Here is a 24,317-nt window from a genome sequence, read left to right on the forward strand (position 1 = left end):
GGTGCGGTCACACCGCGGTGTCGGTGGACTCCGGCGGCGCGGTCGGGGGCGCCGGGGCCGCCGGCGTCTCCTCCGGCACCAGCGCCCAGGCGGCCAGGTAGGCGATCAGACCGATGAGGTGCCCGAAAACGGCGAGGAGTACCGCGAGGACGCGGACGAGGGTCGGGTCCAGGCCGGTGCGCTCGGCGATGCCGCCGCACACGCCCGCGATCCAGCGGTCACGCACGCTGCGGCGGAACCCGAGCGTGGACGGGGTCGGGGCGGCGGGGGTGTTCTGCGGTGTGGTCATGGCGTCGAGCCTGCCGCCGCGGACGCCACCCGCCCTCCGGGTCCGACCCCGGCCGGACCCGGATCCTGCGCCGGGAGCTCCTCGGGGTCGGTCGGGGAATGTGCGAGGTCGTCGCCCTGAAGGCCGCACCGACTACTGACACCGCGTAGTCATTTCACGCTAGACGGTCCCCTGTTCACTCTTTCAGCCTAGCTCTTTGATGGTGATCTGACTTACAGTGAGCGACACCGTCGGCCGAGGCCGGCGGACCACCACCGTGAGGTGCGGGGGGCGAGCGCCGCGGATGCGCGCGGGCCCACCCGCGGGAAGGGGCCGATCGTGCGGACGACCTATCGGGTGCTGGCCTGGATCCTCGCCCTGGAGGTGGTCGTCCAGGCGGCGGCCATCGCGTGGGCGGTGTTCGGGCTCACGGCCTGGATCGAGGGCGGCGGGGTGCTCGACGCCGCCGCGATCCAGAGCGACGTGCAGTTCGACGGCGTCGTGGGCTTCATGGTCCACGGGATGAACGGGCAGATCATCGTGCCCGCCGTGGCGTTGATCCTGCTGGTCGTCTCGTTCTTCGCCAAGCTGCCCCGCGGGGTGGCGTTCGCCGCCTCCCTCTTCGGCCTGGTCGTCGTCCAGGTGCTGCTGGGCATGTTCGCCCACGCGGTGCCGGCGCTCGGGATGCTCCACGGCGCGGTGGCCCTGGCCATCCTCGTGGTCGCCGTCATGTCCGCCCGCCTCACGGCCACGCCGACGACGACGTCGCAGGCGCCCGCGGCGATGGTCTAGGGCGGAGCACCGACGATGCTGCGGGCGCGGCGCCGGACCTGGGGCACCCGGGCCCACCGGCGGACCCTGGTGGCCGTCCTCGCCGCGCTCGCCGTCGTCGTCCCCGTCGGCTGGATGTGGGCCGACAGCCTCGTGCCGGCCCGCTACTCGGTCGAGGACATGGGGACCCCGGACTTCGGCGGCGGCCCGGCCGGCATGCCGGATCACGCCGGCACGGCCGGGATGGCCGGGATGGGCGGGACGTCGGTCGACCAGCTGCGTGAGCCCCCGGGCCCGGCCGACGTCGACGTCACGCTGGTGGCGCGCGCCGGGCGGGTCACGCTCGCGTCCGGCCGCGTGATCGACGGGTTCACGCTCAACGGCGTCACCCCCGGCCCGGAGATCCGGGCCGTGCAGGGCCAGATGGTCCAGGTCCGCCTCGTCAACGAGAACGTCACCCAGGGCGTCACCCTGCACTGGCACGGGTACGACGTCCCCTCGGGCGACGACGGCGTGGCCGGGGTCACCCAGGACGCGGTGCCGGTCGGCGGCTCGTTCGTCTACCGCTTCCGGGCCGGGCAGGCCGGGACGTTCTGGTACCACTCGCACCAGGTCGCCGACCCGCAGGTGCAAGGCGGCCTGTTCGGCGCGCTGGTGGTCACGCCGCCGGGCGGGCTCGGCGCGACCGGGGACGTCCTCGCGCTGACCCACGTCTACCAGGGCCGGCGGACCGTCGACGGGCGCGAGGGCGACGTGCCCGCGCCGGGCGCGCCGGGGACGCGCGTGCGCGTGCGGGTGGTCAACACCGACAACGGCCCGGTGCAGGCGTGGGTCGGGGGCGCGCCGTACCGCCTCGTCGCGATCGACGGCCACGACGTGAACGCTCCCGCGCCGACGACCGACTCGCTGTCGATCACGGCGGGCGCCCGCGCCGACCTCGAGGTCGACCTGCCCGCCGACGGCGCCGGCGTGCGCGTCGAGCTGGGCGGCGCGTCGGCGGTCACCTTCGGGCGGCCGCTGCCCCCGACACCCCGGCCGGCCGGCGAGCTCGACCCGCTGCGCTACGGCACGCCGGCCGCGCTGCCGTTCGACCCCGACGCCGCCGACCGCCGCTTCGACTACGACATCGGCCGGCGCATCGGGTTCCTCGACGGCACTCCCGGGCTGTGGTGGACGGTCAACGGCCACCTGTGGCCCGACGTGCCGATGTACGTGGTGCGCGAAGGCGACGTGGTGCGGATGCACATCGACAACCAGAGCGGCGAGCTGCACCCCATGCACCTGCACGGGCACCACGCCGTGGTCCTGGCGCGCGACGGCGTCCCGGCCACCGGCAGCCCGTGGTGGGTGGACAGCCTCGACGCCCAGACCGGCCACAGCTACGACATCGCGTTCGTCGCGGACAACCCCGGGCTGTGGATGGACCACTGCCACAACCTCGCCCACCCGGCCGAGGGCCTCATGGCGCACCTCATGTACGAGGGCGTGACGACGCCCTACCGCGTGGGTGGGGACGCCCACAACGACCCGGAGTGACGACACCGCCGTCCGGCGGGATACTCGTCGGTAACCCGAGCGGTCCGCCCGGATCGCGTGGAGGTGACCGATGTCCGCCCCGACCGCACTGCACGAGACCGGTGCCCCCTGGCTGCTCGTCCACGCCGGCGCGTGCGCCGAGGCCGTGACCAGCGCGCTCGACCTCCTCGAGGCCGACGACGTCGAGACCGTCGAGGACGCGACCGGCGCCGGCTTCACCCTGTGGGTGCACGCCGATCCCCTGCGCGCCGTCCGGGCGCTGCACTGGTCGGCCGAGCAGGGGTGGGCCGTGACGGGCGACTCGCCGCGGCGCGACCGTCAGCGCTGGTCAGCGCTGCCGCTGGACGTCGACGCCGACCCCCTCGACGTCTGCGACGCCGTGCGCGCCCTGGTCTGAGGGAGCCGCACCCGGAGGGTCGGCGCCGGTGCGGGCCCCTCGATCCGCACCGGCGATCCCGAGCCGGAACGTACCGGGCGGTCCCCTCGCGACCAAGGACGTCACCCGACGCGCGCAGCGCCCTGGGCCCGATGTACGCACATTGACGTACAGCGCCGCGGACCGCCGCCGCTCTAACCTTCGGGATCGACGCTCCGCGACCGCGGGCGCACGGGAGGCGACGATGGGCGACCGCAGGGACGATCACCTGATCCAGGAGCCGCGCATCCGCCGGGTCCTCCGCCGGACCCCGACCGCTCCCCCACCGTCGACGGGCGACGAGCCGGCCCGCGTCCCCGCGCCGCGCGGCGGGGTCGCCGACGAGAGCCCAGAGGACTGAGCGCCCCGATCACGTTCCCGGGCCCCGGTGAGGCGGGGGGAGCGGCTCAGCGACCGCCGTGCCCCCGGCCCTGGCCGCGGCCGTGCCCGTGGCCGTTGTCGGCCCCGTTGCCGTGGCCCCGGTCCGAGCGGGCCTGGGCGTCGCGGTAGCGCTCGAACCAGCGCTCCCAGGCCGCGGCCACCCGCTCGGCGTCCCGGTCGCGGGAGCGACGGGTGGTCGGCTCCGAGGTGGACGCGACCTCGTCGACGTCCTCGACGGCGGTGCGGCGCGCCGTGGTCGTGGTGGTCGTGGGGCCCGCCGGGATGACCGGCGGTGCGGCGACGGGCACCGGCAGCGGGGCGGGCAGGGCGGAGCCCGCGGCGTCCGGCGACGCCGCGACCGGCACGGGGTCGGAGGTGTTCGCGGCCACGAGGCCCCCGGCGGCGCTCAGGACGCCGACGAGGCCCGCGCCCGCGGCGACAGCACGCCGGGCGGGCCGGAGGCGCTCCGAACGCTTGCGGCGGGCCGACCGCGCGCCGACGGGGGTCTCCGCCCGGGTCACCGCGAGTGACGCGGCACCCGCGGGGATGGCGATCGGCCCGGTCAGGGCATCGCCGTCCGGGACGTCGGGGCCGTCCGGGCCGTTGGGCGGGACGGCTGTCCGGGCGGTCGAGGGCGGGACACCCACGTCGGTCGCCGGGTCACCGGACACGACCGCCGTGGCACCGGAGCCCGTCGCGGCGGACGCGGGGGCCGACGCGTCGCCGCGCAGCAGGCGGGCGGCCCGCGCGGCGTCCGGGCGGCTGGCGGGGTCGTGGGCGAGGAGGGCACGCAGGACCGGCGTCAGCTCGCCGGCGTGGCGCGACGGCTGGACGACGCCGGTGGCCACGCGGGAGAGCACCTCGAGGGCGTTGCCGCCGTCGCCCGCCGGCGGGGTGCCCTCCATCGCGGCGTAGAGCGTGGCGCCGAGGGAGAAGACGTCGGCGGCCGCGGTGGCCGGCCCGCCGCGGGCGAGCTCCGGGGCCATGTAGTGGGGCGTCCCGGCGACGAGCTGGTCGGCGGTGCCCGGATCCGTGTCGACGACCGCGATGCCGAAGTCGGCGACGGTCACCGTGTCGGCGTCGCCGATCATGATGTTGGCGGGCTTGACGTCGCGGTGGACGATGCCGCGCTCGTGCATGGCGGCGAGGCCCTCGGCGATCTGGGCCCCGATGGCCGCGACCCGCGCCGGCGGCAGCGAGCCCTCGCGCTCCAGGAGGTCGCCGAGCGAGGGTGCCGCGACGTACTCCATGACGAGGCAGACCTCGCCGTCCAGCTCGGTCATGTCGAAGATCGCGGCGAGACGCGGGTGGTGCAGGCGGGCGGCGACGCGGCCCTCGCGGTGCGCACGCTCGCGGACCTGCCGCGCACGGTTCTCGTCCAGCGCGCGGCCACCGTGCAGCCGCTTGATCGCGACGTCCCGGTCCAGCAGCTCGTCGTGGGCGCGCCAGACGGAGCCCGACCCGCCGCGCCCCACGGGGGCGAGCAGGAGGTACCGGCCGGCGACCAGGCGGCCGGGCTCGATGGTGGCCGAGGCGCTCGGCACCGAGGTCGGCGTCGACATGCCCCTCCCTTCTGCTCCGTGACCGCCTATCGCGGGCCGTGACCGATCCGTTACCGAATTCGCACCGGTTCGGGACCTGACCCCCGATCGAGTGGCGTCCCGCATCCTCGCCCACTCCCCCGGCGGCGTCGCACCGACCCGCCCCGCGCGGTGTGTGACCGGGGCCATGCGCCGTGTGGTGCGCAGGGACACAGCGACATCCGCACCACCTGCTAGGTACCGTCAGTACCGAGTACTTCACGTACTCCTATCCGATGCCCCCGAACGACGCGGAGGAACCGCCGTCATGGCCATCTCGGACATCAAGGAGTTCACGCACCTGAGCGAGGCCGACGTCGCGGCGATCGGGCGTGAGTTCGACCAGATCCGCCGCGACGTCGAGGCGTCGCGCGGCGAGGACGACGCCGCCTACATCCGTGGCGTCATCAAGCTCCAGCGCCGGCTGGAGATCGGCGGGCGGGTCGCGCTCGTCGGCAGCGTCCTGCCGCCGCTGTGGATCGCCGGCACCGCCGCCCTGGCCGCCTCCAAGATCATCGAGAACATGGAGATCGGCCACAACGTCATGCACGGCCAGTGGGACTGGATGAACGATCCGGAGATCCACTCGGCGCAGTGGGAGTGGGACAACGTCTGCCCGGCCGAGCAGTGGAAGCACTCCCACAACTACCTGCACCACACCTATACGAACGTGATCGGCAAGGACAAGGACGTCGGGTACGAGATCCTGCGCGTCCGGTCCGACCAGCCGTGGCACCCCTACTACCTGGGCCAGCCGCTCTACAACGCGCTGCTGATGTTCCTGTTCCAGTGGGGCGTCGCGCTGCACGACCTCGACATCGAGGGCGCGGCGAAGATGGACGCCGACCCCGAGGAGATGAAGGCCAAGCTGCGCCAGATCGGTCGCAAGGCCGGGAAGCAGGCGCTCAAGGACTACGTGGCCTACCCGGCGCTCTCGGGCCCGTTCTTCCCGGCGACGATCGCCGCGAACGCCACCGCGAACCTCCTCCGCAACGTGTGGTCCTACGCGATCATCTTCTGCGGGCACTTCCCGGACGGCGCCGAGGTGTTCACGGAGGAGGAGCTCGAGGGCGAGACGTGGGGCGAGTGGTACCTGCGCCAGCTGCTGGGCTCGGCCAACTTCACCGGCGGGAAGCTCATGCACCTCATGAGCGGCAACCTCGGCTTCCAGATCGAGCACCACCTGTTCCCCGACCTGCCGTCCAACCGGTGCCCGGAGATCGCGGAGAAGGTGCGCGACATCTGCGCGCGCTGGGACCTGCCCTACACGACCGGGCCGTTCCCGCGGCAGTTCTGGCAGTCGACCCGCTCGATCTGGAAGCTGTCGCTGCCGGTGGCGGGCGAGCTCAAGCGCTTCGTCGACCGTCTGGTCGGGCGCGAGAAGCCGACCGGGCCCGTCGACGTCCCCGCCCCGCGCGCGGAGACCCCCGCCGACGAGCGCCGCGTCGAGGAACCCGTCGCCGCCTGACCCCATGTGAGTGATTGGCGCCCCGATCGGGGCGCCAACCACTCACATTCCTAGGCCGCGGCGTCGACCACGACGAAGTCCTCGGGGAGCGGGCGGCCGTCGAGGTGGGCGGCGAGCATCTCGCGCACGCCCTCGGCGATGCGGTCCTGCGCCTCGAGCGTCATGCCCGAGCAGTGGATGGTCATGGCCTCGGAGCCGTCGGGCAGCGAGCGCCACGGGTGGTCGGCGGGTGCCGGCTGCGGGTACCAGGTGTCGCCGGCGTAGCCCGCGAGGTGCCCGGAGGAGATCGCCTCCACCAGCGCGTCGCGGTCGACGATCGCGCCGCGGGCGGTGTTCACCAGCCACGAACCGGGCTTCATGGCCTGCAGCCGCTCCGGCCCGAACAACGCCTGGCTGCCCTCCATCAGCGGCAGCGCCAGACAGATCACGTCGGACTTCTCGACCAGGGTGTCGAGCCGGGCGTAGCGCACGCCCAGCGACGCCTCCTCGCCCGCGGACCGGCGGTGGTTGGCGTAGTAGACCATCTCGACGTCGAAGCCCTTGAGCCGCAGCGCGGTGCGTGCGCCGATGGCGCCGAGCCCGACGATGCCGACGGTCTTGCCCTCGAGGTCCGTGCGACGGCGCGACGACCTTCGCGACGTCCCAGCCACCGTCGCGCGCCTCGGTGTAGGCCGGCACGAAGTTCCGGACCAGCGCGAGGATCTGCAGGACGTTGTGCTCGGCGACGCTGACGACGTTCGAGCCGGTGACCTCGGCGACGGTCACCCCGTGCTGCTGCGCGACCTCGGGGTCGGTGTGGTCGGACCCGATGCCCGCCGTGATGACGATCTTCAGGTTCGTGGCCTTCTCGATCCGCCCCTCGTCGAGGTAGACCGGCCAGAACGGCGTCGTGATCAGGACCTCGGCGTCGGCGAGCTCGGCGTCGAGCCCCTCCCCCGTGTCGGAGGTGGTGACCAGCTCGTGGCCCCGCGAGGTGAGGAACTCCCGGAGCCCGAGCGCGTTGTCGACGTCCGCTGGGACGGAGGCGCCCTCGGACGGTGGGTAGGAGACGTAGACGACCTTCATCGGGTCGGCTACCCGGGCCTCGACGCCGCCGACACGGCCGTGCACGACCGGACGCGTCACCCGGGGTGGGTCTCGCCGCCGGTCGGGGCGAGCACCTCGCCGCTGTAGTACGAGGAGAGCCGGTCGGCCGCGAAGAACACGTAGGACGGCGCGATCTCGTCGGGCGTCGCGGGCCGGCCGATCGGCGCCTGCGCGCCGAAGGAGTCGACCTTCTCCTCGGGCATCGTCGCCGGGATCAGGGGCGTCCAGACCGGCCCGGGGGCCACGCAGTTGACGCGGATGCCGCGCGGCAGCAGCTGCTGCGAGAGCGACATGGTCAGCGCGTGCACCGCGCCCTTGGCCGCGGAGTAGTCGAGCAGCGCCTTGTTGCCGCGCAGCCCGTTCACCGACCCGGTGTTGATGATCGCCGAGCCCTCGCCGAGGTGGGGCAGGGCGTCCTTGGTGATCCAGAAGAAGCTGGACACGTTCGTCGCGAACGTGCGGTCCCACTGCTCGTCGGAGAGCTCCTCGGGGCCGCTCACCGGGGTCTGGGTGGCGGCGTTGTTGACGAGCAGGTCCAGCCCGCCGAGCTCGTCGACCGCCCGCCCGACCATGCGGGCGCAGTGGTCGCGGTCGGCGATGTCGCCCGGCAACCGCACGCAGCGGCGCCCGCGGGCCTCGACCAGCGACTGCGTGTGCTTCGCGTCGTCACCCTCGGACAGGTAGCTGATGGCGACGTCGGCGCCCTCCTCGGCGAACGCCACCGCGACGGCGCGCCCGATCCCCGAGTCGCCGCCGGTGATGAGCGCCCTGCGGCCGGCCAGCAGGTCGCGCCCGACGTAGCCGGTCATCTCGTCGTTCGGCTCGGGGTCCATCGCCCCGGTGCTGCCGGGGTAGGTCTGCTCCTGCGGGGGAGGCTGCTCGGACGTCATGCCTGCAGGCCTTGACGACGGGACCCCGCCCTGAAACGGGCCCGGCAGCCATGTGAGCGAAATTCCCGGCCATGGCCGGGAATTTCGCTCACGTACGACGTCAGCGCAGGCTCTGGATCCTGTCGAGCACGGTCTTGCGGTTCTTCGTGCGCCGCTCGTAGGCGTCGATCTTGCCGAGGTCGGTCGCGGAGAGCCCGTCGAGCTTCTTGACGGCGTCGGCCGCGTTGAGGTCGTCGTAGTCCTTGATCGGGAGCTCCTGCTCCCGCGACACCGCGCCCTTCGCCTCGCCCTCGGCCGTCTTCGCGCCGGGGACCTTCCGCGCCTGGTCCGCGGCGCTGCCGGCCACCCCGGCGACGCCGCCGGAGATCCGCTGCAGCAGCGACGGGAAGGCCTCGGCCAGCTCGCGGGTGAAGGACGCCTGAGCTCGGGCGAACGCCTGGACCCACTCGGCCGTCCGGTCGCCCGCCGCCTCCTCGGCCTCGGCGAGGTTCTCGAGCAGTTCCTTGTACGCCCGCAGCGAGTCCTCGCCGCCCTGGCGGGCACGGCTCACGATCTGCTCGTTGAGCCCCCGGACCTGCTCGACCACCTGCTCGACCTTCGGGTTGCCCGCCATGGTTCCTCCTCGCGACCTGTGCCTCAGCGCACTCCGGACGACCTCCGCTTCCCCGCCGACCGTTCCGTCAAACGGGGTGACCGCGCGAGGGCGAGATGCCGGTCACCGAATGATGTATACGGGATCCGGGCCGACGATGTGACGCACCTCCCAGCGCCACCTACAGTGGTGAGCGCGGCGACACCCAGCGGTCCGGAGGTACTCCAGCCATGCGCAAGCCACGCCACGTGCGGATCACCGAGCCCCTCGTGCGGGAGAACGGTGCCCTGCGACCGGCGAGCTGGGACGAGGCGCTCGAACGCGCGGCGGCGGGTCTGCGCGGGGTGCCGGCCGACGCGTTCGGGATGTTCAGCTGCTCGAAGGCCACCAACGAGATGAACTACGCCGCGGAGAAGTTCGCGCGGGTGGTGATGGGCAGCAACAACGTCGACAGCTGCAACCGCACTTGACACGCTCCCAGTGTCGTCGGTCTGACGACGGTGTTCGGTGCCGGCGGCGGCACCTCCGCCTATGTGGAGGCGGAACACGCCGACCTGCTCGTGCTGTGGGGATCCAACGCGCGCGAGACGCACCCGATCTTCTTCCACCACGTGCTGCAGGGGCTGCGCAACGGGGCACGGCTGTACTCGGTGGATCCGCGCCGCACGTCCACGGCGCACTGGGCGGATGCCTGGCTGGGTCTGGACGTCGGGACCGACATCGCGCTGGCGAACGCGATCGGTCGCGAGATCATCCACGCGGGCCTGGTCAACCGTGCATTCGTCGACCGCTCGACCACGGGCTTCGACGACTACGCCGCCACGGTGGAGCCGTACACGCTCGAGCGCGCCGAGGAGATCACTGGCGTGCCGGCGGCGACGATCCGCGAGCTCGCGCACGCCTACGCCCGGGCCGACCGCGCCCAGATCTGCTGGACGCTGGGGATCACCGAGCACCACAACGCCGCGGACTACGTGTTCGCCCTGATCAACCTCGCGCTGCTCGCGGGGCACGTCGGGCGCTACGGGTCGGGTCTGGTGCCGCTGCGCGGGCAGAACAACGTGCAGGGCGGCGGTGACATGGGCTCGATCCCGGCCAAGCTGCCCGGCGGTTACGACGTCTTCGACGAGGACGCGCGCGCCCGCTTCGCCGCGGTGTGGGGCAGCGACGACTACCCGCGCGAGCCGGGCATGCACCTCTCGCAGATGTTCGAGGCGATGGAGCGCGGCGAGCTCAAGGCGCTCTACTGCATCGGGGAGAACCCGGCGGAGTCCGAGGCCAACGCCACCCACGCGCGGCACATGCTGGAGGGCCTGGACTGCCTGATCGTGCAGGACATCTTCCGCACGGCGACCGCCGAGCTCGCCGACGTCGTGTTCCCGGCGACGGCGGACTGGTGCGAGTACGAGGGCACGGTCACCAACTCCGAGCGCCGCGTGCAGCGCGTGCGCAAGGCGATCGACCCGCCGGGGCAGGCCCGGCCGGACACCCACATCATCTGCGGGCTGGCCACGGCGCTGGGCCACGACTGGGGGCAGCCCACGGCCGAGGAGGTCTGGGACGAGCTGCGCTCGGTGTCGCTGAACTGGCACGCGGGCATGAGCTACGCCCGCCTCGACGAGCTCGGCGGCCTGCAGTGGCCCTGCCCGTCGGAGGACCATCCCGGCACGCCGCTGATGCACGCGCGCCTGTGGGCCGACACCCCTGCCGAGCGCGGGAAGCCGGCGCCGTTCACCCCGGTCGAGCACGTGGCGCCCGTCGACGCACTCGACGCGGAGTTCCCCATCCGCCTCACGACGGTCCGGGTGCTCGACGCCTACAACTCCGGGGTGCAGACCGGCGGGTACGCCTCGCCGCTGCGCCGCCGCGAGTCGCTGCGCATCGACGCCTCCGACGCCGCCGGTCTCGGGATCGCCGACGGCGAGCGGGTGCGGGTCGTCTCGCGGCGCGGAGCGGTCGAGGCGCCGGTGGCGGTCGACCCGTCGCTGCGCCCGGGCCTCGCGTCGTTCACGCCGCACTTCACCGAGGAGGTCGACGTCAACGTCCTGACCAACGACGCCTGGGACCCGAAGTCGGGCACCTCGGAGTTCAAGGCCACCGCCGTCCGCGTCGAGAAGCTGTCCGACCAAGCAGACCGAGCAGACCGAGCCGAACGCGCCGAACGCGCCGAACGAGCCGCCGCGCTGCCCGCGGCAGGAAGCTGATTCCTTGGATCTCCACCTCTCCACCGCCGAGCCCACCGACGTCGAGCGCGAGGCGATCGACGTCGCGTTCGACGTGCTCGCCGACCCGGCGAGCACCGCGGAGGACCGGCCCACCCGCACCCACCACGCGGGTCACGACGCCCGCGCGCAGCGCCACCTGCTGCTGCCGGTGCTGCACGCGGTCCACGACGCCGTCGGCTGGATCTCCGAGGGCGCGCTGAACCACGTCGCCCGCACCCTGTCGGTGCCGCCGGCGGAGATCTACGGGGTGGCGACGTTCTACGCGATGTTCGCCGTCGAGCCCCGCGCACCGCGGGTCGTGCACGTCTGCGACGACGTCGCCTGCGGGCCCCACGGCGGCGAGGAGATCGCCACGGCGCTCACCGACGCACTGGGCCCCGAGGGCCAGGGCGAGCAGGCGTGCTGGGTCCGCAGCCCCTGTCTCGGGCTGTGCGAGCGGGCGCCCGCGGTGATGCACCAGCGGGCGGGCGAGCCCGACCTCAGCCAGGCCCCGGCGTCCCCGGACACGGTGCTCGCGGCCGCGCGGACCGACGACCCCGGGACGGCCGACGAGGCGGACGCGGTCTTCGACGACACCCGGGTCAGCGCACCCCAGGCCGGTCCCGGCGGCACACTGCCCGAGGGCGGGCCGCTGCGCCTGCTGCGCCGCGTCGGCGTCGTCGACCCGACCAGCCTCGACGACTACCGCGCCCACGGCGGTTACGCCGCGCTGCGCCGCGCCGTCGACCTCGGGCCCACGCGGGTGATCACCGAGCTGGAGGACTCGTCGCTGACCGGGCGCGGCGGCGCCGCGTTCCCCACCGGCGTGAAGTGGAAGGGCGTGGCCGGCGCGCCGGAACGCCCGCACTACCTCGTGTGCAACGCCGACGAGTCCGAGCCGGGCACGTTCAAGGACCGGGTGCTGATGGAGGGCGACCCGTTCGGGCTGGTCGAGGCCATGACGATCGCCGGCTACGTCACCGGCGCGCGCACCGGCTACCTCTACATCCGCGGCGAGTACCCCCTGGCCACGCGACGGCTGCTCGGGGCGATCGAGGCCGCGCGGGCGCGCGGCTTCCTCGGCGAGGACGTCATGGGCGAGGGCTTCGCCTTCGACATCGAGCTGCGCCGCGGCGCCGGGGCCTACATCTGCGGCGAGGAGACCGCGCTGCTCGAGTCGATCGAAGGGTTCCGCGGCGAGCCGCGGAACAAGCCCCCGTTCCCGAGCGTGTCAGGGCTGTTCGGCAAGCCGACCGCGATCAACAACGTCGAGACCCTCTACAACGTGCTGGGCATCCTCGACATCGGCGGCCAGGCGTTCGCCGAGATCGGCGGCGGGCGCTCCACGGGCACCAAGCTGTTCTGCGTCTCGGGTGCGGTGGGCACGCCCGGGGTCTACGAGGTCGACTTCGGGACGACGCTCGGCGGGCTGCTCGAGCTCGCCGGGGGCGTGCGCGGGGAGCTGCGCACCGTGCTGCTCGGCGGCGCCGCGGGCGGCTTCGTCATGGAGGAGAACTTCGACGTCGCGCTGACCCTCGAGGGCACCCGCGACATCGGCGCGACCGTCGGCTCGGGCGTCGTGCTCGTGTTCGACCAGCAGGCCGACCTCACCGGCACGCTGCGGCGGATCGCGGCGTTCTTCCGCGACGAGTCCTGCGGTCAGTGCGTGCCGTGCCGGGTCGGCACGGTGCGCCAGGAGGAGGCGCTGGCCCGCCTCGAGCGGGACACGCCGATCGGCTCGCGCGAGACCGAGATCGCCCTGCTTGACGACCTGGCCCGCGTCATGCGCGACGCCTCCATCTGCGGGCTCGGCCAGACCGCGCCCGCCGCGATCACCTCGGCCCTGCAGCTCGGGCTGCTCGACCGACCCGACGCCCGTTCCCCCAACGGCAAGGTGCCCCACTGATGACCACCACCAGCGGCAAGGGACCGGCCCCGGCCGGCAGTGGGTCCGCCGCGCCCGTGGGCGAGACGATCGACGGCGCGGACGAGGCCGTCGGGGGCGCGGCCGTCGGCGGCGACGGGAGCGGCCCGCCCCCGGGCGAGCGCACCGACGGCGACACCCACCCCCACACGGCGGTCGGCCCGACGGTCGTCGACCCCGCCGCGCCGGGCCACAAGCCCGAGGAGCGCCTGCGCACCGGCACGGTGATGCTCGGCCAGATCCAGCGTCGGGTCAGTGTCGAGCTCGACGGCCGCGAGGTCCGTGTGCCGGAGGGGACGACGATCCTCGGCGCGCTGCACGACGAGGGCACCCCGCAGCAGGCCGACACGCCGACGCTGTGCTGGGCGCCGAACATGGACCCCATCAACGCCTGCCGGGTCTGCGTGGTCGAGGTCGAGGGCTCGCGAACGCTGGTGCCGTCGTGCGCGCGCAAGTGCGAGGACGGCATGAAGGTCCGCACCGACACCGAGAAGGTGCGGCACAGCCGGCGCATGGTCCTCGAGCTGCTGACCTCGTCGGTGGACATGGACCGCGCCAGCGGTGACGTCCAGCGCTGGATCGGCGAGTACGGGGTCGACACCAGCCGCTACGGCCCGCCCGCCGCGCCGGCTGCCGCGGGCGAGCGCGACCGTCGCCACCCGGGCCACCACCACCTGCCCGACGGGGCCACCGCCGCCACCGTCGCGCAGCCCGTGAAGGTCGACAACGAGCTCTACGTGCGCGACTACTCGCGCTGCATCATGTGCTACAAGTGCGTCAACGCCTGCGGCACCGACGCGCAGTTCACCTTCGCGATCGCCGCGGCCGGGCGCGGGTTCGACGCCCGGATCGCCACCGAGTTCGACACCCCGCTGCCCGACTCGGCCTGCGTCTACTGCGGCAACTGCATCGGGGTCTGCCCCACCGGTGCGCTGATCTCCCGCGAGGAGTACGAGCTGCGCGAGGCCGGCGACTGGCACCCCGAGGACGAGACGGTCACGACGACGATCTGCTCGTTCTGCGGCGTCGGCTGCAACCTCGAGCTGCACGTCCAGCAGAACCGCATCGTCAACGTGTCCAGCCCGTCCGACCACTCCGTGACCCACGGGCACCTCTGCATCAAGGGACGCTTCGGGTTCCAGCACGTGCAGAACCTCTGACGGTCCCGCCCGGCGCTGGACCGCTCAGGGTCATCACCGAACGCGAACGGCCGAACACGCCCCGCCATCGGGCGCCAAGGCGGTGGGGGACCTTCTCGCCCGGGCACCCGCCTGATGAGGTGTGCGCAACCGAGGCCCGCTCGATGCGGTGTCTCGACGAAGGGAGTCCGCCGTGGCGAGCACGAAGAGCAGCAAGCGGGACCGGACGGCCGAGGTGGTGCAGGGTCTGCACCAGCTGGTCGAGGCCGGTCGGGTGGACGACGTCGAGGCGGTGCTCACGACGCTGATCGAGAGCGAGCCCGTCGAGGACCCGACCGTCGAGGAGCGCGAGACGCGGTCCTACGCCGAGGGGATGCGCGACGGGCTGGCGCTGGCCCGACGGGCCCACGACGCCACCGAGCACGGCTGACCCCGGCACCCCGCCATCCCCCGCGACAGCACCCCGACACCACCGAGGAGCACCCATGACGGCTGCGGCCGCGTCCGTTCAGGAGGTCGGCGGGCCGGCGGCAGCGTCCGCCGGCGTCGCCGGCACGGCGGCACCACCGTCCGCGGGGGAACGCCTCCAGCGCCTCGCGGTCGTCCTGATCGACCGGCTGGCCGCCGTGGCCGCGGACAAGGTCGAGGACTTCGCCGGCCGGCTGGAGGAGCTGAAGGCCAACGGCGGCGTCGGGTTGAACGCCCTGCTGGCCGGCGGGCTCGCGAAGCTGCAGGGCCAGAACCCGGTGTGGGCCGCGATCAAGGGCGCGGTCGGGGCCATGAGCACGACCACCAAGGTGCTGGTGGCGCTGCTGCTGATCCTCGTCGCGGTGCTGTCGCCGGTCGCGCTGCTCGTGCTCGCGCTGGTCCTGCTCGTGGCCGCGATCGTCGGCGCCGTGACGGGCTGATCAGGTGCCCTCGGTGGCGGCGGTCGCCGCGACCGACTGGGCCGATGGTGAACAGCGGCAGGCCGGAGATCTCCACGCCGTCGGAGCTCTCGATGGGTCGGGAGAACGCGAAGCTGATGTTCTTCGCCGGTCCCTGGCCCACGTTCTCGACCGCGAGGCTCAGCGCCCGCGTCCCGTGGTCGAACTCGTCGTGCACGGCGACGACCGGCCGGCCGGCGGCCAGGAACTCCTGGCGCACCTCCCGGACCGACTCCCGGGCGGCGCGCAGCTGGAACCAGATCACCACGATGAACGCGGCGTAGAGCAGCGGCGAGAGCGTCTGCGCGACGCTCGCGATGTCCTGGAGCACCGTCACCTCCGGGGGTGGAGACGCGGACGGCCGGACCCCGACGAGGGGGCCCGGCCGGGCGCGCGTGGGTCCGCTCAGCGGACGCCGGCGACCTCCTGGGCCAGCGCGGCGTGCCGCGTCTGCGCGGCGGAGACGACGCCGGAGCGGTTCTTGTTCGCCTCCTCGTAGACGATGACCTTGTTCAGGTCCTCGACCTCGTCGAGCTGCTTGATCTTCGACACGGCGTCGTTGACGCCCAGGCCGTCGTAGTCGCGGATCGGGAGCTCCGAGGCCTGGAGCGCCCCGAGCCGGGTGCGCGCCTCGTGCAGGGCGTCCGCGGCCGCGGTGTTGCCCTCGCGGCGGCTGACCTGCTCGGCGCGGTTCAGCGCGGCGTCGCGGCCGGTGGTCACGACGTCGCGGGCGTCCTCACCGAGACGGGCGGCGCGTCCAGCCGTGTCGGTGACGACGGCGCGGACCTGGTCGCCGCGCTGCTGCAGGCGGGCCGCCCAGCGGCTGACCTGCTCGCGGGCGAAGTCGACCGGCAGCCGCACGGCGCGCGAGGCGCCGCCGATGACCATCTGCACCGGCGTCGGCTGGATGGCCGGCGGGCCGCCGAGGGCGTGCTCGGCGAGCACGGTGGTCAGCCACGCGATGGTGGCGCTGTGGGCCTTCTCGAGCCGGTCGGCCAGCGAGCGCACGCCGGTGTCCTTCGCTGACTCGGCGAGGCTGCGCAGGTACACCGCGCGGTCGCGGAGCTGATGCTCCAGCGTCAGGTCGCCGAGCAGCGCGTCGTCGACCGGGCCGGCCTGCTCGACCGTGCTCTTGACGACCGCCCCGACGCGGCCCACCAGCGGGGACACGACGTCGGCGACGCCCCCGAGCCGCTGCAGCTCGCGCGTGATCTCCTCGGTCCGCCGCTCGGCGTTCCGGGCGTTCTCGGTCAGCTCCTTGCGCACCGCCTCGGTGCGGGCCTGGGCGACGCGGATGCGGGCGACCTGGATCTCGGCCTGCGTCAGCTGCAGCATCGCGCGGAGCTGGGCGATCATGTCGGTCTTCGTGCTCATACTTCTCCCCTGCTGGGTGGATGGCGAAGTGGCTCGCCGCGGGGACGGCCGCGGCGGATGTCGTGCCGGCCTCCCGGCCGGAAGTCCCCGGCTACCCACGGGTCGCCGCCGCCTATTCGTCGTCGGCCGGATCGCTCCGTGCGCTGGGGCGTCAGGCCGGTGCCTGGGCCCGGACCACGACGAGCTGCTCGGTGCGCTGGTCGGGCCGGGCGAGCCCACGCTCCTGCAGCAGCGCGCTGCGCGCCGTCAGCACCGGGCCGTACGGGTGCTCGTGACGGGCGACGACCTCGGCCGTGAGCCCCCGCTCCTCCAGCCGGCGGACGGTGAGCTCCGGATCGTTGAACGCCGAGTGCACGACGAGCAGGCGCCCGCCCGCGGTCAGGACACGCGGCGCCTCGTCGCACACGCGGTCGAGCACGGCGCGCCCGTCGCGGCCGCCGTCGAACGCCCGGGCGAGACCGTGGTCGGGCAGCTCGTCGGTCTCGGCCGGGACGTAGGGCGGGTTGGAGACCACCAGGTCGAACCGCTCCCCCGCCACCGGCGCCGTCAGGTCCCCGCGGCGCACCCGGACCCGACGGCCGTGGCGGACGGCGTTGATCCGGGTCGAGAGCAGGGCGCGCCGCGAGAGGTCGACCGCGGTGACCTCGGTGCACGGCACGCCGGCCGCGACCACCGACAGCGCGCCGGCGCCCGCACCGAGCTCGAGCACGCGGCAGGACCGGCCCGGCCCGCAGCCGTGGTCGGTGAGCTCGGCGCGCAGGACGTCGGCGAGCAGCCACGTGTCGCGCTGGACGGGGTAGACACCCGGCACGCGGAACACGCGGTGGTGGGGGCGAACGGCGGGCTGGGGCGCGACGGCGGTCATGGGACTCCTCGGCTCGGTGGTGACGAGTCGGGTCGCAGGCACCGGCAGCGGCGGATTCGACCTCGGCGTCGACCCGGGGCAGGCGTTACCCGCCCGCACCGCTCCGGGAGCCCGCGGGGCCGCGTCACGGATCTCACGTGCGGGGAGGCGCTGGGGCGGCGACCCGATCGGGTACCAGGTCGGCCGCCCAGCGGTCCGACGTCAGCGACACCGAAGGAGCCCTCCGTGCCCGTCCTGCCCCGCCCCCGCGGCCCGGTGTCGGCCGCCGTGCTCGACGTGCTCGGTGGACGGCGTGCGGCCGGCGACCTCCCGTCGCACCCCGACGGTGACCCGCTCGGCGCGGACGTACAGCTCGCGCTGTACTGCTGCTACGAGCTGCACTACCGGTCGTTCGACGGGGTCGCCGACGATCTCGAGTGGGACCCCGACCTGCTCCGCGTGCGGCGGCGCCTCGAGGACCGCTTCCTCGACGCCGTGCGGGCCGAGGTCGAGGGTGGCGACGACGTCGAGGCGGCGGTCGACGCGCTGCTGGTCGAACCGACCGAGGGCTCGGGGCCGTCGTGGCACCTCGCGCGGGACGGCGAGCGCTGGCAGCTCGACGAGTACGTCGCGCTGCGCTCGATCTACCACCTCAAGGAGGCCGACCCCCAGGCCTGGGTGATCCCGCGCCTCGACGGCGTGGACGGCCGGGCGAAGGCGTCACTGATGACCGTCGAGCACGACGAGTTCGGTGCCGGGCGGGCCGACCGCGTCCACGCCCGGATCTACGCCGACATGATGGCCGCTCTCGGCCTCCACACCGGCTACGGCGCCTACCTCGACGCAGCGCCGGCCGAGGTCCTCGCGACGGTCAACATCATGTCGCTGTTCGGCCTGCACCGCCGGTGGCGCGGGGCGTCGGTGGGCCAGTTCGCGCTCATCGAGATCACGTCACCACCCGGGTCGGCGCGGCTCGTGACGGCGATCGAGCGCCTGGGCCTGCCGGCGGCGGCGACCGCGTTCCACGCCGAGCACGTCGAGGCCGACGCGGTCCACGAGCAGGTGGTGCGCCGTGAACTGATCGCCGGGCTCCTCGAGCGCGAGCCGCAGCTCGCCGCCGACGTCGTCCTCGGCATCCAGGCCTCGACGCTGCTCGAGGACCGGTTCGCCGACTACCTCGTGCGCCGCTGGTCGGACGGGGAGTCGGCGCTGCTCGCCCCGGTGGCGTCGGCGGCCTCAGGGCGGACCTTGCGCCGGTGGCTGGTGTCGCAGAACGGGTAGCGCTTGGTGCGCCGGCAGGCGCACAGTGCCACGACCGGGCGCTCGCTGGTCACCGTGCTCCCGTCGGGGAGCTCCAGCTCGACGGGTCCCTCCACGAGGAACGGCCCGCCCTCGGTCATCGTGACGCGGGTGGGGCGTGCGTGGGACGGGGCAGCCATGGCGGGCGGCTACCCGCACCGGGGTCATCCCGAACGACGGACCACCAGCGCCGCGGGCAGCAGCCGGTGCTCGGCGGCGGCGCCCGACTCGTCGCGGCGCGCGCGCACCACACCGTCGAGCACCTCGACCAGCGTGCGGCCCAGCTCGTACTTGTCGGTGTGCACCGTGGTCAGCGGCGGGTCGAGGTCGGCGGCGAGGGTCAGGTCGTCGTACCCGACCACGGCGCAGTCGTCGGGCACGCGCCGACCCCGCTCGCGCAGGGCCCGGATCGCGCCGACCGCCATGAGGTCGTTGAACGCGAAGAGCCCGGTGACCTCCGGGTGCTCGCCGAGCAGCTGGGCGGCGGCCGCCGCGCCGCCGGTGATCGTCGGCGGCGCGGTGACCACGGGTGTGCGCGGCGCGGTGGCGGCGGTGAAGGCGTGGCGCCGGACGTGGTCGACGCCGACGGCGCCGTCGAGCATCCCGAGGTGCCGGTGGCCGCGGGCCTGGAGGTGCTCGACGGCCAGGCGGGTGCCGGTGGCGAAGTCGGACGACACGCTCGCGACCCCCGGGGCGGGCGCCCGCCGGTCGGCGACGACGAGCGGCACGCGCCGGTGCAGCCCGACCAGCTCCTCGTCGCCGAGGGCCTCGAAGAACCCGATGACGCCCTCGGCGCCCCGCTCGAGGATCTCGCGCGCGGCCGCCGACTCGCGGCCGGCGTGGGCGTCGGTGTTGTGGACGACCACCGAGAAGCCGAGGGCCGCGGCGGCGTCGAACACCCCGCGCGCGACGGCCGGGAAGAAGGGGTTCGCGATGTCGGAGAGGATCAGCCCGAGCGTCCCGGCCCGGTGGGTGCGCATGCCGCGGGCGAACATGCTGGGCCGGTAGTCGAGCTCCTCGATCGTCGCCAGCACCCGGCGGCGGGTGGCCGCGCTGATCTCGCCCTTGCCGTTCATCGCGCGCGACACGGTCTGGCGCGAGACGCCCGCCGCCCGCGCGACGTCGTCGATCGTCACCCGTACCGTCCCGGCGGCGCTGCCGTCGGCCCCGTTCGCTCCGTTCGCGCCGTCGGCTCCGTTGCCCATGGCCGTTCCCTCGTCCACGCACCCTCCCCCACCGGTGACCCTAGTCCCGGTCCCCGGGCGCCCACGCCTCGCGACGGGCGCCGCCCGCGGGGTGCACAGCCCGGACGACGGGATCGGGGTGACCGCCGTCGGCGGCGCGACGGCGCACGGCCGCGGTCAGCCGGTCGGTGGACGCGGCCGGCGCGAGCACGAGGACGCTGCCGCCGAAACCGCCGCCCACGAGCCGGGCGCCGAGCGCCCCGTCCTCGAGCGCCGCCTCGACCACGGCATCGAGAGCCGCCACCGAGACCGCGAAGTCGTCGCGCAGCGAGGCGTGCGACGCCGTGAGCTCCGGCCCGACGGCCTCGGGGCGCCCGGCGCGCAGGAGGTCGACGACCCGGTGCACCCGCGACTCCTCGGTGACGACGTGCCGCGCGCGCTTGAGCAGGTCGCCCTCGAGCGCGTCGAGCATCGCCGGCGTCGCGTCCCGCAGCGCGGGGACGCCGAGGGCCTCGGCCGCGGCGACGCAGGCGGCCCGGCGGTCGGCGTAGCCGCCGTCGGCGAGGTCGTGGCGCACCCGGGTGTCGACCACCAGCGTCGCGAGCCCGACCTCGTCGAGCCCGAGCGCGACGTCCTCGGACTCCAGCGTGCGGCAGTCGAGCAGCAGGGCGGCGCCGTCGCGGCACAGCAGCGACGCGGCCTGGTCCATGATCCCGACCGGGGCGCCGACGACGTCGTTCTCGGCCCGGCGTCCGGCGCGGGCCAGGGTGTGGCGGTCGAGGCCGGCCCCGCTCAGGTCGGACACGGCCAGGGCCACCGCGCTCTCCAGCGCCGCGGAGGACGACAGCCCGGAGCCCAGCGGGACGTCGCCGGCGACGACGAGGTCCCAGCCGTCGTCGCCCGGCACCCCGGCCTCGCGCAGCGCCCACACCGTGCCCAGCGCATACGCCGACCAGCCCCGGGCGTCCGCCAGCGCGCCGAGCGTCGTCGTCACGGTCGCGCCGGGCTCCTGGGCGGAGCGGACGGTGACCGTGTCGTCGGCGCGACGACCGACCGCGACCCGGCACCGGCGGTCGATGGCGAAGGGCAGGACGTGGCCCTCGTTGTGGTCGGTGTGCTCGCCGATGAGGTTGACCCGGCCCGGCGCCGAGAAGACGCCCTCGGGGTCGTGGCCGACGGCGTCGCGGAACGTCTGCGCCAGGTCGTGGGCGAGGTCGTGCACGGGCTCGCTCACGCCGGCACCACCGCCCGTCCGGCCGCCTCGCGCAGCCGCGCGGCCGCGACCTCGGGGGCGACGTCGGTGAGGAACGCGCCGCCGAAGGTCTCCGAGCCGGCGAGGTACTTGAGCTTGCCCCCGCCGCGGTGGGGCGGGCAGATCTCGAGGTGCAGGTGGGCGACGTCGCGGTCGGTGCCGTCGGTCGGCGCGGCGTGGATGCCGAGCAGGTACGACGTGCTGAAGCCGAACCAGGCGTCGCAGGTGGCGAGGACCTTCGCCAGCACGCGGGCGAGGTCGGCGCGGGCGTCGGCGGAGAGCTCCGGCAGCGACGGGACGTGCTCGCGGCTCCAGATGTCGACCTCGTAGGGGAAGCGCGCCCACGGCGGCACCGCGGCGACGAAGTGCTCCCCCGCCACGACCTCGCGCGCCCCGCCGGCCTCCGCGGCGACGACGTCGCAGAACACGCAGTGCCCGGTGCGCTCGTGGTGGCGCCGTCCCGCGGCCAGCTCCCGGGCGGGGCGGGGCGGCACGTCGGGGTAGGCGTAGATCTGGCCGTGCGGGTGGTGCAGCGTCACGCCGACCGCCTCGCCCTTGTTCTCGAAGGGCAGCACGTAGCGCACACCGGGGTCGGCGCCGAGGTCGGCGACCCGACGCGCCCAGGTCTCGACGAGCAGGGTCACCCGGGCGACGCCGACGGAGGCGAGCGTCGCGTCGTGGTCGTCGGTGAAGACCACGACCTCGCAGTGCCCGTACGCGGGCTCGACCGGGACCAGGTCGGTGCCCGCGACCGACGGCTCGGGCGGGTCGGTCGACAGCGACGGGAACCGGTTGTCGAACACGACGACGTCGAAGTGCTCGCGGGGGATCTCGGTCGGCTCGTGGCCGGGCACGGTCGGGCAGAGCGGGCACGCGGCCGCCGACGGCTTGTACGTGCGGTCCTGGCGGTGCGTCGCGAAGGTGACCCACTCGCCGTGCGTCGGGTCGTAACGGCGCTCGCTCACCGGTCGTCCCCCACCCAGGAGAAGAAGCGGATCGTCCGGCCGTCGGCGAGCTGTTCGACCTCCTCGGCGACCTCCCCGGGGATCTCGTCGTCCGGCACGTCGCACGCTCCGTGGTCGTCCAACTACCTCTCCCTCTTGACGCAAGCAACGTACCGGTATCAGTCTCGTGAACCATCACGTTAACGTTCACGGCGCGCTGTGACGACCCGCTTCTGCGACAGGAGACGCGATGCTGCGGCTCGACTTGGGATGGCTGGACTACACGCTGCTGGCGGTCTACTTCGTGGTCGTGCTGGGCATCGGCGTCGTCGCGCGACGCGCCGTGGGCACGAGCGCCGACTTCCTGCTCGCGGGTCGTTCGCTGCCCGCCTGGGTGACCGGCCTGGCCTTCGTGGCCGCGAACCTCGGCGCCACCGAGATCATCGGGATGGCGGCCAACGGCGCCCAGTACGGCGTCGCGACCGTGCACTACTACTGGATCGGCGCCATCCCGGCGATGGTCTTCCTCGGCATCGTGATGATGCCGTTCTACTACCGCTCGAAGGTGCGGTCGGTCCCCGAGTTCCTCAAGCTGCGCTACAACAACCAGACCCACGTGCTCAACGCCGTGGTGTTCGCGGTGGCCAGCGTGCTGATCGCCGGCGTGAACCTCTACGCGCTGGCGATCGTGCTGCAGGCCCTGCTCGGCTGGCCGCTCTGGGCCGGCATCCTCGCCTCCGCCGCCGTCGTCCTGATCTACATCGGCGCGGGCGGCCTCGGCAGCGCCATCTACGGCGAGGTGCTGCAGTTCTTCATCATCCTGGCCGGCCTGATCCCCCTCGCGATCGTCGCGGTGCGCTCGGTCGGCGGCTTCGGCGAGCTGGGACGCCGGGTCGAGGCGTCCGCGCTCGGCCCGAACGGGCTGCACGCGTGGTCGGGGACGGGCGTCGGGGACGTCAGCAACCCGATCGGCGCGAACTGGATCGGCATCGTCCTCGGCCTCGGCTTCGTGCTGTCCTTCGGCTACTGGACGACGAACTTCGCCGAGATCCAGCGCGCGCTGTCGGCCAAGGACCGGTCGGCCTCGCAGCGGACCCCGCTGATCGCCGCGTTTCCCAAGATCTTCATCCCGGCCGTGACGATCATCCCGGGCCTCGTCGCCCTCGTCGCGATCCCGAACTTCGGCAACGACGACACCGGCGGCCTCGAGTACAACGACGCGATCCCCGCGCTCATGGGCCAGCTGCTGCCGCAGGGCGTGCTGGGTGTCGCCGTCACCGGCCTCTTCGCCTCGTTCATGGCCGGCGTCGCCGCCAACGTCAGCTCGCTGAACACCGTCGTGACCTACGACCTCGTGCAGCCCTACCTCGCGCGGGGCCGCTCGGACGCCTACTACCTGCGGATGGGCCGCGTCGTCACCGCAGGCGGCGTGCTCATCGCGGTCGGCACCGCGTTCCTCGCGGCCGGCTTCAACAACATCATGACCTACCTGCAGTCGCTGTTCGGCATCTTCAACGCGCCGATCTTCGCGACCTTCATCCTCGGCATGTTCTGGAAGCGGACCACCGGCTGGGGCGGGTTCTGGGGCCTGCTCTCGGGCGTCGTCGCCGGGACCGCGGTGTTCGTGCTGTCCAAGGCCGGCGTGCTGACGTTCGGGTCGGACATCGAGGTGACCTTCTACCAGGCCGGCGCCGCGTTCTTCGTCGACGTGATCGTCACCGTCCTGGTGTCGCTGTTCGGCCGCGCACCGGCCCGCGAGCGGCTCGCCGGGATCGTCTACGGCGTCGCGGGCGCCGACGGCGTCGTGCCGACGATCAAGCAGCCGCGCGAGGCCGTCTGGTGGCGGCGCCCGATCCTGCTCGGTGGCCTGGCGCTCGCCCTGACCGTCGTGCTCAACATCCTGTTCGCCTGAGGGAGCCGTCATGACCGCTGACCACACTCCGGCAGAGAACACTCCCGCCGTCACGAGCCGGATGGCCCGCCTGTTCGACGTGCGCTACGTGATCGGCGGCCTGCTCGGGCTCTACGGCGTCGTGCTCGTGATCGTCGGGCTCACCGACGGGCCCGAGCAGTACGCCCAGGCCGCGGGGTTCGCCGTCAACCTCTGGACGGGCGTCGCCCTCGTCGTCGTCGCGGTGGCGTTCCTGCTGTGGGCGTCGCTGCGCCCCCTGGGCATCGAGGTCGACGCCGAGGCCGAGGACCTGGCGGCCGGTCCCCCGACCTGACCGCGACCGGCACGT

25 protein-coding genes and 2 pseudogenes are annotated in these 24,317 nt (G+C 73.8%); 13 read left to right on the forward strand and 14 right to left on the reverse strand.

Features of this window, described 5'->3' with window-relative positions; genetic code table 11:
- Positions 1-7 precede the first annotated feature (7 nt).
- Positions 8-289 carry a PspC domain-containing protein gene (locus QSK03_RS18480; RefSeq protein WP_285654868.1) on the reverse strand — a complete coding sequence of 94 codons (282 nt, stop codon included), beginning with the start codon at positions 287-289 and terminating at the stop codon, positions 8-10.
- Between the two features lie 318 nt (positions 290-607).
- Between QSK03_RS18480 and QSK03_RS18485 the strand changes: the two genes are divergently transcribed.
- The 4 genes from QSK03_RS18485 (at position 608) to QSK03_RS18500 (ending at position 3,351) form a co-directional block, all read left to right on the forward strand.
- Positions 608-1,060, forward strand: a complete 453-nt coding sequence (locus QSK03_RS18485) for a DUF6220 domain-containing protein (protein WP_285654871.1) — start codon at positions 608-610, stop codon at positions 1,058-1,060.
- Positions 1,061-1,075: 15 nt separating this feature from the next.
- Positions 1,076-2,575, forward strand: coding sequence for a multicopper oxidase family protein (locus QSK03_RS18490; protein WP_285654874.1), 1,500 nt, complete (start codon positions 1,076-1,078; stop codon positions 2,573-2,575).
- A gap of 70 nt (positions 2,576-2,645) precedes the next feature.
- Positions 2,646-2,972, forward strand: coding sequence for a hypothetical protein (locus QSK03_RS18495; RefSeq protein WP_285654876.1), 327 nt, complete (start codon positions 2,646-2,648; stop codon positions 2,970-2,972).
- A gap of 223 nt (positions 2,973-3,195) precedes the next feature.
- Entirely contained in the window at positions 3,196-3,351 is a 156-nt protein-coding gene (locus tag QSK03_RS18500; protein ID WP_285654879.1) for a hypothetical protein, read from the forward strand.
- Between the two features lie 46 nt (positions 3,352-3,397).
- On the opposite strand, the gene QSK03_RS18505 is transcribed toward QSK03_RS18500, so the two are convergent.
- Positions 3,398-4,933 (reverse strand): serine/threonine-protein kinase, encoded by a 1,536-nt coding sequence (locus QSK03_RS18505; RefSeq protein ID WP_285654882.1) that lies wholly within the window; start codon positions 4,931-4,933, stop codon positions 3,398-3,400.
- Positions 4,934-5,219: 286 nt separating this feature from the next.
- Between QSK03_RS18505 and QSK03_RS18510 the strand changes: the two genes are divergently transcribed.
- Positions 5,220-6,419, forward strand: coding sequence for a fatty acid desaturase family protein (locus QSK03_RS18510; protein WP_285654885.1), 1,200 nt, complete (start codon positions 5,220-5,222; stop codon positions 6,417-6,419).
- A 50-nt stretch (positions 6,420-6,469) separates the two neighbouring features.
- Here the strand turns inward: QSK03_RS18510 and QSK03_RS18515 are convergent, their stop codons facing one another.
- The 4 genes and pseudogenes from QSK03_RS18515 to QSK03_RS18525 all read right to left on the reverse strand — a co-directional run bounded on the left by QSK03_RS18515 (position 6,470) and on the right by QSK03_RS18525 (position 9,008).
- Positions 6,470-7,069 carry an NAD(P)-dependent oxidoreductase gene (locus QSK03_RS18515; protein ID WP_285654889.1) on the reverse strand — a complete coding sequence of 200 codons (600 nt, stop codon included), beginning with the start codon at positions 7,067-7,069 and terminating at the stop codon, positions 6,470-6,472.
- A gap of 70 nt (positions 7,070-7,139) precedes the next feature.
- A pseudogene (locus QSK03_RS33165) lies at positions 7,140-7,484 on the reverse strand (NAD-dependent formate dehydrogenase); the annotation flags it as partial.
- Positions 7,485-7,540: 56 nt separating this feature from the next.
- Entirely contained in the window at positions 7,541-8,395 is an 855-nt protein-coding gene (locus QSK03_RS18520; protein ID WP_285654893.1) for an SDR family oxidoreductase, read from the reverse strand.
- Between the two features lie 100 nt (positions 8,396-8,495).
- Positions 8,496-9,008 carry a hypothetical protein gene (locus QSK03_RS18525; protein ID WP_285654896.1) on the reverse strand — a complete coding sequence of 171 codons (513 nt, stop codon included), beginning with the start codon at positions 9,006-9,008 and terminating at the stop codon, positions 8,496-8,498.
- 209 nt (positions 9,009-9,217) lie between these two features.
- Between QSK03_RS18525 and QSK03_RS18530 the strand changes: the two genes are divergently transcribed.
- The 5 genes from QSK03_RS18530 (at position 9,218) to QSK03_RS18550 (ending at position 15,162) form a co-directional block, all read left to right on the forward strand.
- The gene (locus tag QSK03_RS18530; protein ID WP_285654899.1) at positions 9,218-11,191 is read left to right on the forward strand and encodes a molybdopterin oxidoreductase family protein; all 1,974 of its coding nucleotides are present in this window, start codon (positions 9,218-9,220) and stop codon (positions 11,189-11,191) included.
- Positions 11,192-11,195: 4 nt separating this feature from the next.
- Positions 11,196-13,097 carry an NAD(P)H-dependent oxidoreductase subunit E gene (locus QSK03_RS18535; protein WP_285654901.1) on the forward strand — a complete coding sequence of 634 codons (1,902 nt, stop codon included), beginning with the start codon at positions 11,196-11,198 and terminating at the stop codon, positions 13,095-13,097.
- Complete coding sequence (locus QSK03_RS18540) at positions 13,097-14,275, forward strand: 2Fe-2S iron-sulfur cluster-binding protein (RefSeq protein WP_285654904.1); 1,179 nt, start codon at positions 13,097-13,099, stop codon at positions 14,273-14,275. Before QSK03_RS18535 ends, QSK03_RS18540 begins: the two co-directional genes overlap by 1 nt.
- Before the next feature lie 172 nt (positions 14,276-14,447).
- Complete coding sequence (locus QSK03_RS18545; RefSeq protein WP_285654906.1) at positions 14,448-14,684, forward strand: hypothetical protein; 237 nt, start codon at positions 14,448-14,450, stop codon at positions 14,682-14,684.
- A 55-nt stretch (positions 14,685-14,739) separates the two neighbouring features.
- On the forward strand, positions 14,740-15,162 hold the full coding sequence (locus QSK03_RS18550) for a hypothetical protein (protein ID WP_285654908.1): 423 nt from the start codon (positions 14,740-14,742) through the stop codon (positions 15,160-15,162).
- 133 nt (positions 15,163-15,295) lie between these two features.
- Here QSK03_RS18550 and QSK03_RS33430 read toward each other — a convergent pair.
- The 3 genes and pseudogenes from QSK03_RS33430 to QSK03_RS18565 all read right to left on the reverse strand — a co-directional run.
- A pseudogene (locus QSK03_RS33430) lies at positions 15,296-15,517 on the reverse strand (hypothetical protein); the annotation flags it as partial.
- Positions 15,518-15,585: 68 nt separating this feature from the next.
- Positions 15,586-16,554, reverse strand: coding sequence for a ferritin-like domain-containing protein (locus QSK03_RS18560; protein WP_285654911.1), 969 nt, complete (start codon positions 16,552-16,554; stop codon positions 15,586-15,588).
- 151 nt (positions 16,555-16,705) lie between these two features.
- On the reverse strand, positions 16,706-17,419 hold the full coding sequence (locus QSK03_RS18565; RefSeq protein WP_285654914.1) for a HemK2/MTQ2 family protein methyltransferase: 714 nt from the start codon (positions 17,417-17,419) through the stop codon (positions 16,706-16,708).
- Positions 17,420-17,644: 225 nt separating this feature from the next.
- On the opposite strand from QSK03_RS18565, the gene QSK03_RS18570 reads away from it, so the two are divergent.
- Positions 17,645-18,679, forward strand: a complete 1,035-nt coding sequence (locus QSK03_RS18570) for an iron-containing redox enzyme family protein (RefSeq protein ID WP_285654916.1) — start codon at positions 17,645-17,647, stop codon at positions 18,677-18,679.
- Here QSK03_RS18570 and QSK03_RS18575 read toward each other — a convergent pair.
- The 5 genes from QSK03_RS18575 to QSK03_RS18595 are packed head-to-tail and all read right to left on the reverse strand — an operon-like array spanning position 18,571 to position 22,220.
- Entirely contained in the window at positions 18,571-18,837 is a 267-nt protein-coding gene (locus tag QSK03_RS18575; RefSeq protein WP_285654918.1) for a CDGSH iron-sulfur domain-containing protein, read from the reverse strand. The genes QSK03_RS18570 and QSK03_RS18575 overlap by 109 nt on opposite strands.
- A 24-nt stretch (positions 18,838-18,861) precedes the next feature.
- Positions 18,862-19,920 (reverse strand): LacI family DNA-binding transcriptional regulator, encoded by a 1,059-nt coding sequence (locus QSK03_RS18580; protein WP_285654920.1) that lies wholly within the window; start codon positions 19,918-19,920, stop codon positions 18,862-18,864.
- Positions 19,921-19,942: 22 nt separating this feature from the next.
- A complete protein-coding gene (gene galK, locus QSK03_RS18585) occupies positions 19,943-21,115 on the reverse strand; it encodes a galactokinase (protein ID WP_285654923.1) in 1,173 nt (390 codons plus the stop codon).
- A complete protein-coding gene (gene galT / locus QSK03_RS18590; protein WP_285654926.1) occupies positions 21,112-22,098 on the reverse strand; it encodes a galactose-1-phosphate uridylyltransferase in 987 nt (328 codons plus the stop codon). Before galT ends, galK begins: the two co-directional genes overlap by 4 nt.
- Positions 22,095-22,220, reverse strand: a complete 126-nt coding sequence (locus tag QSK03_RS18595) for a hypothetical protein (protein ID WP_285654928.1) — start codon at positions 22,218-22,220, stop codon at positions 22,095-22,097. Before QSK03_RS18595 ends, galT begins: the two co-directional genes overlap by 4 nt.
- Positions 22,221-22,327: 107 nt before the next feature.
- Here QSK03_RS18595 and QSK03_RS18600 point away from each other — a divergent pair, with 107 nt between their 5' ends.
- Together QSK03_RS18600 and QSK03_RS18605 are read left to right on the forward strand one after the other, a co-directional pair.
- Positions 22,328-23,989: a sodium:solute symporter family protein gene (locus QSK03_RS18600; protein WP_285654929.1), complete on the forward strand. Its 1,662-nt coding sequence runs from the start codon at positions 22,328-22,330 to the stop codon at positions 23,987-23,989.
- Positions 23,990-23,999: 10 nt separating this feature from the next.
- Positions 24,000-24,302 carry a hypothetical protein gene (locus tag QSK03_RS18605; RefSeq protein ID WP_285654931.1) on the forward strand — a complete coding sequence of 101 codons (303 nt, stop codon included), beginning with the start codon at positions 24,000-24,002 and terminating at the stop codon, positions 24,300-24,302.
- Positions 24,303-24,317 lie beyond the last annotated feature (15 nt).

Origin of the sequence: Actinomycetospora sp. NBRC 106375 (assembly GCF_030269665.1) — a bacterium.
Lineage (GTDB): Bacteria > Actinomycetota > Actinomycetes > Mycobacteriales > Pseudonocardiaceae > Actinomycetospora.

What these genes read in the sequence shown, in the direction of transcription:
- QSK03_RS18510 (WP_285654885.1), top strand. Translation starts at nt 5,220, where the DNA reads ATGGCCATCTCGGACATCAAGGAGTTCACGCACCTGAGCGAGGCCGAC.
- QSK03_RS18490 (WP_285654874.1), top strand. Translation starts at nt 1,076, where the DNA reads ATGCTGCGGGCGCGGCGCCGGACCTGGGGCACCCGGGCCCACCGGCGG.
- QSK03_RS18500 (WP_285654879.1), top strand. Translation starts at nt 3,196, where the DNA reads ATGGGCGACCGCAGGGACGATCACCTGATCCAGGAGCCGCGCATCCGC.
- QSK03_RS18600 (WP_285654929.1), top strand. Translation starts at nt 22,328, where the DNA reads ATGCTGCGGCTCGACTTGGGATGGCTGGACTACACGCTGCTGGCGGTC.
- QSK03_RS18540 (WP_285654904.1), top strand. Translation starts at nt 13,097, where the DNA reads ATGACCACCACCAGCGGCAAGGGACCGGCCCCGGCCGGCAGTGGGTCC.
- QSK03_RS18525 (WP_285654896.1), bottom strand. Translation starts at nt 9,008, where the DNA reads ATGGCGGGCAACCCGAAGGTCGAGCAGGTGGTCGAGCAGGTCCGGGGG.
- QSK03_RS18480 (WP_285654868.1), bottom strand. Translation starts at nt 289, where the DNA reads ATGACCACACCGCAGAACACCCCCGCCGCCCCGACCCCGTCCACGCTC.
- QSK03_RS18560 (WP_285654911.1), bottom strand. Translation starts at nt 16,554, where the DNA reads ATGAGCACGAAGACCGACATGATCGCCCAGCTCCGCGCGATGCTGCAG.
- QSK03_RS18505 (WP_285654882.1), bottom strand. Translation starts at nt 4,933, where the DNA reads ATGTCGACGCCGACCTCGGTGCCGAGCGCCTCGGCCACCATCGAGCCC.
- QSK03_RS18575 (WP_285654918.1), bottom strand. Translation starts at nt 18,837, where the DNA reads ATGGCTGCCCCGTCCCACGCACGCCCCACCCGCGTCACGATGACCGAG.
- QSK03_RS18495 (WP_285654876.1), top strand. Translation starts at nt 2,646, where the DNA reads ATGTCCGCCCCGACCGCACTGCACGAGACCGGTGCCCCCTGGCTGCTC.
- QSK03_RS18605 (WP_285654931.1), top strand. Translation starts at nt 24,000, where the DNA reads ATGACCGCTGACCACACTCCGGCAGAGAACACTCCCGCCGTCACGAGC.
- QSK03_RS18550 (WP_285654908.1), top strand. Translation starts at nt 14,740, where the DNA reads ATGACGGCTGCGGCCGCGTCCGTTCAGGAGGTCGGCGGGCCGGCGGCA.
- QSK03_RS18565 (WP_285654914.1), bottom strand. Translation starts at nt 17,419, where the DNA reads ATGACCGCCGTCGCGCCCCAGCCCGCCGTTCGCCCCCACCACCGCGTG.
- QSK03_RS18520 (WP_285654893.1), bottom strand. Translation starts at nt 8,395, where the DNA reads ATGACGTCCGAGCAGCCTCCCCCGCAGGAGCAGACCTACCCCGGCAGC.